At 35.1% G+C, this 10,478-nt stretch carries 7 protein-coding genes and 1 other RNA gene; 3 read left to right on the forward strand and 5 right to left on the reverse strand.

Translation table 11 applies throughout. From position 1 onward, the window contains the following. Window positions 1-175 precede the first annotated feature (175 nt). Genes ABY285_RS11230 through ABY285_RS11240 form a run of 3 tightly spaced genes read right to left on the reverse strand, consistent with a single transcriptional unit; the run spans window position 176 to window position 3,435 of the window. Entirely contained in the window at window positions 176-1,891 is a 1,716-nt protein-coding gene (locus tag ABY285_RS11230; RefSeq protein ID WP_372770094.1) for a phospho-sugar mutase, read from the reverse strand. 49 nt (window positions 1,892-1,940) lie between these two features. Then, window positions 1,941-2,888 (reverse strand): glycosyltransferase family 2 protein, encoded by a 948-nt coding sequence (locus ABY285_RS11235; RefSeq protein WP_372770096.1) that lies wholly within the window; start codon window positions 2,886-2,888, stop codon window positions 1,941-1,943. A gap of 10 nt (window positions 2,889-2,898) precedes the next feature. After that, window positions 2,899-3,435 carry a DUF4199 domain-containing protein gene (locus ABY285_RS11240; RefSeq protein WP_372770098.1) on the reverse strand — a complete coding sequence of 179 codons (537 nt, stop codon included), beginning with the start codon at window positions 3,433-3,435 and terminating at the stop codon, window positions 2,899-2,901. 192 nt (window positions 3,436-3,627) lie between these two features. On the opposite strand from ABY285_RS11240, the gene ffs reads away from it, so the two are divergent. From ffs to fsa, 3 genes are all read left to right on the forward strand, one after another. Further along, an RNA gene (ffs, locus tag ABY285_RS11245) (signal recognition particle sRNA small type) lies at window positions 3,628-3,726 on the forward strand. Between the two features lie 145 nt (window positions 3,727-3,871). After that, window positions 3,872-4,675 carry an SDR family oxidoreductase gene (locus ABY285_RS11250; RefSeq protein ID WP_372770100.1) on the forward strand — a complete coding sequence of 268 codons (804 nt, stop codon included), beginning with the start codon at window positions 3,872-3,874 and terminating at the stop codon, window positions 4,673-4,675. 56 nt (window positions 4,676-4,731) lie between these two features. Then, complete coding sequence (fsa, locus tag ABY285_RS11255; RefSeq protein ID WP_372770102.1) at window positions 4,732-5,385, forward strand: fructose-6-phosphate aldolase; 654 nt, start codon at window positions 4,732-4,734, stop codon at window positions 5,383-5,385. A 145-nt stretch (window positions 5,386-5,530) separates the two neighbouring features. Here the strand turns inward: fsa and uvrB are convergent, their stop codons facing one another. Together uvrB and ABY285_RS11265 are read right to left on the reverse strand one after the other, a co-directional pair. Beyond that, the gene (gene uvrB, locus ABY285_RS11260; protein ID WP_372770104.1) at window positions 5,531-7,519 is read right to left on the reverse strand and encodes an excinuclease ABC subunit UvrB; all 1,989 of its coding nucleotides are present in this window, start codon (window positions 7,517-7,519) and stop codon (window positions 5,531-5,533) included. 96 nt (window positions 7,520-7,615) lie between these two features. Further along, window positions 7,616-10,478: T9SS type B sorting domain-containing protein (locus tag ABY285_RS11265; RefSeq protein ID WP_372770106.1), on the reverse strand; the 2,863-nt coding region annotated here is incomplete at its 5' end.

Raw genomic sequence — 10,478 nt, forward strand, 5'->3', positions numbered from 1 at the left:
GGTTTGGCATAAACCAATATTTGCCTGAAATATTTCATTAATTTTTTATTGTTGTTTAACTTTAATCCTATCTCCCCGCTCTTTCCAAAGGAAAGAGAGCTTGATTTGTTACTAGAAATGAAATTGAATTTTGATTTTTAACTTCGGACTTCGGACTTCCGTCTTCGGACTATAATTAATTCAATTTCAGTTCAGCAATAATACGCTGAATTTTGGCATCAAGTTCGGCTTCTGTTTTTTTTGCATTTTCAACAGCATCCAATTTCCCTTTCACGCTAAAATAGAATTTTATTTTAGGCTCTGTTCCGCTGGGTCTTGCAGCTACTTTTGTGCTGTCTTCTGTATGATATATGAGTACATTGGATTTAGGAATGTCAATATTTTCAACACTTCCTGTCAGTAAATTCTTTTTTGTTGAAGCTTCATAATCAAAAAGATAAGTCACTTTTGAACCATCAATTTCCGTAAAAGGATGTTCGCGCAACGCAACCATCATTTGTTTAATCTGGTCAGCGCCATCCATTCCTTTCTTAACAATAGAGATTAAATGTTCCTTGTAAAAATGGTTATCGGCATAAATCTGCAAAAGGTCCTGATACATAGAACTAGCGTTAGATTTTGCATTTGCGGCAATTTCACAAGCCAAAAGGGTAGCTGTTACTGCATCTTTATCACGCACAAAATCGCCAATCATATAACCAAAACTTTCTTCGCCGCCGCCTATAAAATCTTGTTTGCCTTCGGCATCACGAACCATTTTTGCAATCCATTTAAAACCGGTCAGTCCAACTTTAGTTTCAACACCGTATCTGGCGGCAATTTCATTCACCAAATTGGTTGAAACAATAGTAGAACCCACAAATTGATTTCCGTTTAATTTACCTGCTTCTTTCCATTTTCTGATTAAAAAGTCGGTCATTAAACACATGGTCTGGTTACCGTTTAACAAAGTCATTTTCCCTTCCAAATTTCTTACTGCAATTCCCAATCGGTCGCCATCAGGGTCGGTTCCGATAACGATATCCGCATGGATTTTTTCAGCCAGGTCAGTAGCCATTTTCAAGGCATCCGGCTCTTCCGGATTCGGAGATTTAACGGTAGGAAAATCACCATCTGGAACACGTTGTTCTTCAACGAAATGAACATTTGTATAGCCTGCTTTTTCAAAAGCCTGAGGCATCGCGGTAATGGAAGTTCCGTGTAAAGAGGTGAAAACAATTTTTAGGTTTTCTTTGCCTTTTGTGTTAAACGTACCATTTTTCACAGAAGCATTTATAAAAGCTTGATCCACTTTTTCGCCAATAGTTTCAATTAAATTTTCATTGGCTTTAAAGTTAATTTGCGAAAAATCTAAATTATTAACTTCAGCAATAATTTCATGGTCCTGTGGAGGAATTATTTGTCCGCCATCATTCCAATATACTTTGTAGCCATTATATTCTGGCGGATTGTGGGAAGCGGTCAAAACAATACCGGCATCGCATCCTAAATATTTTACGGCAAATGAAAGTTCCGGGGTCGGACGTAAATCTTCAAATAAATATACTTTAATTTTGTTTGCGGAAAATACATCCGCCACAATCTTTGCAAATAATTTGCTATTATGTCGGCAGTCAAAAGCAATTGCCGCTTTCAATGGTTTATTTGGAAATGTTTTTTGAAGGTAATTTGACAGTCCCTGAGTGGCTTTTCCAAGGGTGTATTTGTTGATTCTATTTGTTCCCGCGCCCATAATACCGCGCATTCCTCCAGTTCCAAATTCTAAATCCTGATAAAAATGTTCTGTTAATTGGGTTAGATTCCCATCAATTAATTGTTGCACTTCCTCTTTTGTTTTTGCATCAAAGGTATCTGTAAGCCAAAGTTTGGCTTTGTTTAAAATTTTAGTCATTTCGTAAAAAAATTAATATTGCAAAAATAGTTCAAATATGTTAAAAACGTTAGTTATTGATTTTATCAGAAATAGCATAACGTTTGGTGTCTGATTTTGAACGTAAAATGAGTTCGCCTAAAAATCCGGCCAAAAAAAGTTGCGTTCCGATAATCATGGCTACTATCGCCAAATAAAAAGTAGGTCTTTCTGTAATTAACCGACCTGTCGGATTAAAAAATAGTTTGTCAATTCCTATGGAAAGCGCAAAACAAAATCCGATGAAAAATGTAAGCGTTCCCAACAATCCGAATAAATGCATAGGTCTTTTGCCGAATTTAGACAAAAACCAAATGGTAATTAAGTCCAAAAATCCATTGATGAATCGTTCCATTCCAAATTTGGTAACACCGTATTTTCTGGCCTGATGCGCAACCACTTTTTCGGTAATTTTATTAAATCCTGCGTTTTTGGCCAGTACGGGAATGTATCGGTGCATTTCCCCATTCACATCTATATTTTTGACCACTTCATTTTTATAGGCTTTCAATCCGCAATTAAAATCGTGTAATTTTAGGCCTGAAGTTTTGCGTGCAGCGGCATTGAATAATTTTGATGGAATATTTTTCCTGATTTTTGAATCGAACCGCTTTTTTTTCCAGCCCGAAACCAAATCGAAATCTTCGTTTTTAATTAAATTATAAAGTTCAGGAATTTCATCCGGACTATCTTGTAAATCGGCATCCATCGTAATCACAACATCACCTGTTACTTCTTTAAATCCGGCATTTAAAGCCTGCGATTTTCCGTAATTTTTTTGAAATCGAATGCCTTTTACATTTGGGTTTTTTTCGGACAGGGATGCGATAACTTTCCAGGAATCATCTGTGCTGCCGTCATCAATAAAAAGCAATTCATAAGAATAACGATTGGATTGCATAATAGTTGCAATCCAGTCGTGTAATTCATTTAAAGATTCGTCTTCGTTAAGTAGTGGAATGACTATGGATATATCCATTTATTTTTTTTTAAATACTGGTGATTTCTTCATCGGATTTTTTCATAATCAAGCCTCCAATTAGCGCAATTATAAATCCAAGAAACAGACTTCCTATAATTATTGCAGCTGAACTTATAACGGGTCCAGAGAATTTTTTTCCCATTTCCGCAGAGGCTTCCAATTGCTCATCAGTAAAATTCGGATAAGTTTCTATCATTTTTTGATGCTGAACTTCAGTCATTCTGGCAAAGAATTCAGGCTCTATAAAATTAGCGAATAGTAACATGTAAATTGCGTAAATAATTCCAGAGACTAGAGCAATTCCCAATCCGGTTTTTAATGCTTCGGACAATGATAAAAATCCTACGTTAAGTTCTTTAATTTTTTTAATGCCTAAAATGATGGCAGCAACAGTTATTAATGTGGTGATTACACCCACAGACCAATGTTGATCGTAGGTTTTTCCCATTGCATATAATGCCACATTAAATAAAATTAATGCAAATCCTAATATTAAACCGTAGTTTAACATGATTTGTTTTGGTGATATTTCTTGGTTTTCCATAATAATTGATTGATTAATTAATTGATTTTTGGTTGAACAAATATACTAAATACCTAATTACTATAAGTGGTTAAATGTGAACAATAATGGATATTCTTTACTAAGTAATTAGTAAACACTATTTTAGATTTGTTACACTAAAATTATAAAAAAATAGTGATAAAATTAAAAAATGATTGTAAATTTGCCGCTGGGCAAGTCCTGCACAACCAGCTCCCTTTGAACCCTCCAGGGCGGGAACGCAGCAAAGGTATTAGGTTGTAGCGGTGTGATGTAGGTCGCTTGCCCTTTTTTTATGCTCCTATGCTAAATTCATGCCTGCTGGCAAGAAGGCAACCCAAAAGAAAACATCAGTAAAAAATTCACTTTTAGTCTTCAACCTAATTTTAACTTTTTAACTTTACAGCTTTCTAACTTTTAAACTTTACAACTGTTAATGAATAAAGTCGTTTTAATTACGGGAGGTTCTTCAGGTATAGGGAAATCCGTCGGTGAATTTTTAATACAAAATGGATTCATCGTTTATGGAACAAGCAGAAATCCGGCTAAAATAACAAATCATCCGTTTCACTTAATTGCTTTGGACGTCAATGATAAGGATTCTATTATAAAAGCTGTTGATGAAATAATTGCTGCGGAAGGAAGAATCGATATTTTGATTAATAATGCAGGAATGGGAATTACCGGTGCCATCGAAGAAACGCCAACTGATGAAATGCGAAACGTTTTTGAAACCAATTTTTTCGGACCAATTGAAGTGATGAAGGCAGTTTTACCCCAAATGCGAAAACAACATAGCGGATTAATAATTAACGTTACCTCTATTGCAGGATATATGGGATTGCCGTTCAGGGGAATTTATTCAGCAACAAAAGGTGCTTTGGAAATTGTGACGGAAGCCATAAGGATGGAAGTTAAAAGCTTCGGCATTGAAGTGACCAACGTAGCACCGGGTGATTTTGCAACAAATATTGCTTCGGGAAGATACCATACGGCCGTTATTGAAAATTCGCCCTACAAGGAAAACTATCAGAAAAATTTGAATTTAATGGATACTCATGTAGATAGCGGAAGCAATCCAATTGAAATGGCAGAAGCTATTTTTAAAATTATAATTACGCCAAAACCTAAAATTCATTACAAAGTTGGCGATTTTATGCAAAAATTCTCTATTTTATTGAAAAGAATTTTACCTGATAAACTTTATGAAAAGTTATTAATGAATCATTACAAATTGTAATCATTTAGGTACTTTTGCAGAATAAACAATTCAGTATAAACTAATAATCACAACACATGAAATTTTTTATTGATACAGCGAACCTCGAGCAAATTAAAGAAGCACAGGCATTAGGTGTCTTGGATGGAGTGACCACAAATCCTTCATTAATGGCAAAAGAAGGCATTACAGGAAAGGACAATATTTTGAAACATTATGTGGAAATTTGCAATATTGTGGAAGGCGATGTTAGTGCCGAAGTGATTGCAACTGATTTCGATGGAATGGTTAAGGAAGGTGAAGCATTGGCCGATTTACATCCGCAAATTGTGGTTAAATTACCAATGATTGCTGATGGAATTAAAGCCTGTAAATACTTTTCGGATAAAGGTATTAGCGTGAATATGACTTTGGTTTTTTCGGCCGGACAAGCATTGCTGGCTGCTAAAGCAGGAGCGACTTATGTATCTCCTTTTATTGGGAGGTTAGATGATATTTCAACAGACGGATTAAATCTTATTTCTGAAATAAGACTTATTTACGACAACTATGGTTATGAAACAGAAATTTTGGCAGCTTCAGTTCGTCACACCATGCATATTATAGATTGCGCAAAATTAGGTGCTGACGTGATGACTGGTCCATTATCTGCTATTATGGGATTATTGAAACACCCATTGACAGACATAGGATTAGCGCAGTTTTTGGCAGATTACAAAAAAGGAAACTAGTTTTTTTAGTTAAAGGTTAGAAATTTCGGCATAATACTGAAAAATAGTTGGTAAAAACCTTTTAAGCCCTTTATTGATAATACATTATAAGAAGTTTTATGAAATCAGTTTCATAAAACTTCTTTTACAACAACCAACAACCAACCTAAATCTTCTCTTTCAACTTCTTAATGGTATCACGCAATTTTGCGGCAGCAATAAAGTCGAGTGCTTTGGCGGCATCTTCCATTTGTTTGCGTTTTTCGCGAATGCTGTTTTCCAATTCGGACTTCGTCATATAATCCATTTTTTCTTCGGCGGCAATGTTTGCTAAATGTTCAAAATTATATGTTGAAGCCGTGTTTTGTCCCATGATATTTTCTATGCTCTTTATAATTTGGGTCGGGGTAATATTATTCTCAGTATTGTAGGCAATCTGTTTTTCACGACGTCGGTTTGTTTCGTCTATGGTAAGCTGCATACTTTTCGTTATTTTATCGGCATACATAATGGCAATTCCATTAATATTTCTTGCGGCCCGGCCAATGGTTTGAGTTAAAGAGCGGTGTGATCGCAAAAAACCTTCCTTATCGGCATCTAAAATTGCCACCAATGAAACCTCAGGCAAATCGAGTCCTTCACGCAAAAGATTGACGCCAATAAGCACATCAAACAATCCCAAGCGCAAATCACGCATAATTTCAACACGCTCTAAAGTATCCACATCAGAGTGAATGTATCGGCAGCGAATTTGTATTCTGCTTAAATATTTTGTAAGTTCTTCAGCCATTCTTTTGGTTAAAGTAGTGACCAGTGTACGCTCGTCTTTTTCAACCCTCAACTGTATTTCTTCAATTAAATCATCTATTTGGTTGATGCTCGGACGCACCTGAATTTCAGGATCCAGCAAGCCTGTCGGACGAATTACCTGTTCCACAAAAACGCCTTCTGTTTTTTGCAATTCATAATCGGCCGGTGTGGCGCTCACAAAAATCACCTGATTCTGAATTTCTTCGAATTCGCCAAATTTCAACGGACGGTTATCCATGGCTGCCGGCAATCGGAATCCGTATTCCACCAAATTTACCTTTCGAGACCGGTCGCCGCCATACATGGCATGAACTTGCGGAATGGTCACATGGCTTTCGTCGATAACCATTAAATAATCTTCGGGAAAATAGTCCAGCAAACAGAAAGGGCGTGTTCCTGCTTCCCTGCCGTCGAGATAACGGGAATAATTTTCAATGCCGCTGCAATAACCCAGTTCGCGAATCATTTCCAAATCGAATTCCGTGCGTTCTTTTAGGCGTTTCGCTTCCAAATGCTTTCCAATTTCTTTAAAATAGTCGCACTGTTTCACCATATCCTCCTGAATGCTGTGAATGGCATTCTGTAAAACATCAGGTGAAGTCACAAATAAATTTGCCGGATAAATGGTGCTTTGTTCAAATTTTTCCACAACCAGATTGTTGGTCACGTCAAAGCTTTCTATTTCTTCAATTTCATCGCCAAAAAAGTGAATTCTAAAAGCATGTTCGCCATAAGAAGGATAAACGGTAATCGTATCTCCTTTCACTTTAAAGGTTCCGCTGCTAATTTCGGCTTCGGTTCTTGAATATAAACTTGCCACCAGTTGGTGTAAAAATTTGGTTCGCGAAATTGCTTGGCCGACTTCAATATAAATGATGTTTTTCTTGAATTCAACAGGATTCCCAATGCCATAAATACACGATACTGAGGCCACAATAATGACGTCTCTTCGTCCAGAAAGCAGGGCAGAAGAGGCACTGATTCGCAACTTTTCAATATCCTCGTTGATAGATAAGTCTTTTTCGATAAAAGTTCCCGTAGTTGGAAGATAGGCTTCCGGCTGATAATAATCGTAATAGGAAACAAAATATTCCACTGAATTATTTGGAAAAAACTGTTTAAATTCTGAATACAATTGTGCCGCCAATGTCTTGTTATGTGCCAAAACCAATGTTGGTTTTTGCACATTCTGAATCACGTTTGCTACCGTAAATGTTTTCCCGGAACCCGTAACACCTAATAATGTCTGGTATTTCTCATGGGAATTTAAACCCTCAACAAGTTGCTTGATTGCTTCGGGCTGGTCTCCGGTAGGTTTAAAATTCGATTCTAATTTAAATAGCATTTTGCAAAAATAAACTAAATTCTGAAGTTTTTTAGGGCAATCACAGATTTAACAAATCTTTACTTTTTTTGAAAATGTAGTTTTGAGAAAATATTATTATCGTCTTATTAAACTAAAATGTCCTTTTTTAATCCTGACATTTCCGTTAAGGTCAACCAATTCAACAGAAAACCAATAATCTGTTGCGGGTAAAAAGTTACCATTGAAGGTTCCGTTCCAACCTTCACTGTACAAACCGATAATAGTAATGAGTTTTCCAAACCGATCAAAAATATAAACAGTTGTCTTTTGGTAAAAATTTTCATTTACCCCCAAAATATTCCAAGTATCATTATAGCCATCGCTATTTGGCGTGAAGAATTTTGGATAGCCAATTACCGAAACCTCTATGGAAGCAATGCCGCAACTATTTTTATCCTGAACATAAAGGGTGTGAATGCCGGGTCTAATGTTATCAAAATAGGGATCATCCTGATAATTTTCGTAAGGATCATTTAAAGAAAATTCGTAATCTCCAATACCCAAGTTTTTGGTGTCTATGGTGATGGAATTATTTTCTGAGTCGTCAAGAATCTTGATGTCATTTTGATTAATAACAGCAGGGTTCGATTCTATTACTTTAAAAGTATTAAAACCAACACAGTAACTATCATCATTCAAATTAATGAGGTTATTTTCAAATTTATGCGCCACCTCAACTTTATAAATGCCTTCTGCACTTGCTTCATAAAACGAATTTGTTGCGCCAGAAATAGGGTTGTTATTGAAATACCACTGGTAAGTATCAGTTGGATTGAGGGTTTTTCCATCTAAATAGGTAGTAAATAGTTGAGGGTTATCTCTCGGATTACTTACGCATAAAATAATGTTATCATCAGATCCATTTGGTATAGGGATTTTGTTTACTACCAAATCAAATTTTCCCACTGAGATACAGTTTTTAGAAAGTTTATTTGAAATTCTTACAATAATTTCTTTTGAAGGGAATTCAATAATTCCTTGTAATGAATTAATTTGTAATTGAGCATCATTGGTGTTTTGATAGAATTCTACCTCAATAGATGAATCTGTAAAAATGGCTTCAATTTCTTGTCTTTTAACTTCAAAATCAAATGTTGCGTTTCCGCTTCCTACACTTTTTAAATCATTATTTGAAGAAATATCATTTTCGCATTCGTAATAATTGGCATATAAATCAAGACTTGTCGGATACACATTTAACGCCATTTTACCAGTAGTAAAACATCCTGAAAGGTTATTGGTTAATTTTACAAAAATAGTAGGATTGGTTGCAGATGTGTAATTTTCTGAATCTAAAATTGGATTATCTGAATCTAAATCGGCTTGAGTTTGAAAAAACAAAACCTCAAGATTTGGATCATTTTGTGTAATTTCTTCAATTTTGGTTGTTAAATTGAATTGTGTAATTCCATCAGTGCTATTGTTATCAATATCACATTGATCATAAATAAAAGAATTTGATATAACAGGAGGATAATAAACTTCAACTTCAAAATTTCCTTTGTAAATTATTGGAAAACCGCAATCATCAATTAAATTAACTTCCAATTTGTAAATCCCAGCCTGAGAAGTTTGTATATTTGAAAATGGTAAGGTTGCGGTATCATTTACTTCTAAATTATTAAGTGTCCAGCTATAAGAAGGGTTTCCAGGTAAATATTCAGCCTTAAAAGTATAATCGCTACCAACACATAATTTAACTTTTTGATTTGTAATTATTTGATTATTATTTTCAACACTGGTAATTTCAATTGGCAATAGCAAGGAAGCGATGAAAGGCGGCAATCCCTGCATTGCCCTTCCTGAACCCAAATCAATTGCATTTTCTTGATAATTACAATTTACTCCCAATTCATCAGGTAAATTAATGGCATCTAAAAAGCGCGTTCCGTTATAATAACCAGAAGGCACAGTAGCATAAATTTTTCCATTGGGTGCCAGTTGTAAAGCGCCTCTGTAACCAATTTGTGATTTTATAAGTGTTTTGTTATTAGCGTTTTCCAAATCAAATTGATAGAGTTTATTATTGCTTCCGTCAAAAGTTGAACAATATAATTTTGTTGATTGAGGTGAAAATTCAACACCGTAAGGAGATCCATCTAAGGCAGTGTTTGAAATAATTTCAATGCCATTATTAGAAACCTCACCAGTTAAATCATTAAAGCTATACAAATGAAGTTTGCCATTTCCTAAAATATTTACTCCTGTATTATCATAATATTGAGTAAAAGTAGCACTTGCTAATTTTTTCCCATCAGGAGAAACTTTTAAATAACCTCTTCTGTCACTTGAAAAATAATCAACTACAGACTTTATTGGTGGATGAAGTCCATCAATATCAACTTTATAACTATAAAAAGTATTCTGAACCAATGAAATTATCCAAAATGTATTACAGGAATTTCCTTTTACTGAGGCCACTTTTTCAGACCAATCTTCATTTCTTCCATCCGATAAGTCAATGGGTGTTCTAACAATGTCACCTAAACCATTATTTTGAGTCATATCAACGGTATAACAATGGAAGCCAAATTCACCAATATTGTCAACAATTGCTCCTACTGTGAAAATGTAAAACAGGTTGTTATCTCCTGGGTTAGGAACAATGATGGCGGATTGTGTGCTAGAAGGGTGACCTTTTAAGCTGCCATTTCCATTGGGCATAGGCGTATTATTTTTATCCCAAACGGTTGTTCCATCTGAATAAAATAATAGATTTCCATTTTTATCTGAAAATGAAGAACAACCTTCATTAGTATTCAAACTTCCTGATATTGAAACAGGATTTCCTGAATTAAAGTTGATTCCTGCATTTTGACCAAAAAACCAAAAATTTGCTTCGCCTTGCCCTAAAATATTTAAAGTGCAAAAAAGAAGAAGGATGGTAATAAAATTTTTCATTTGGTGGAATTCGTTTTCCCATCCAAATATATAAAAA

This window comes from Lutibacter sp., assembly GCF_041555395.1.
GTDB lineage: Bacteria > Bacteroidota > Bacteroidia > Flavobacteriales > Flavobacteriaceae > Lutibacter.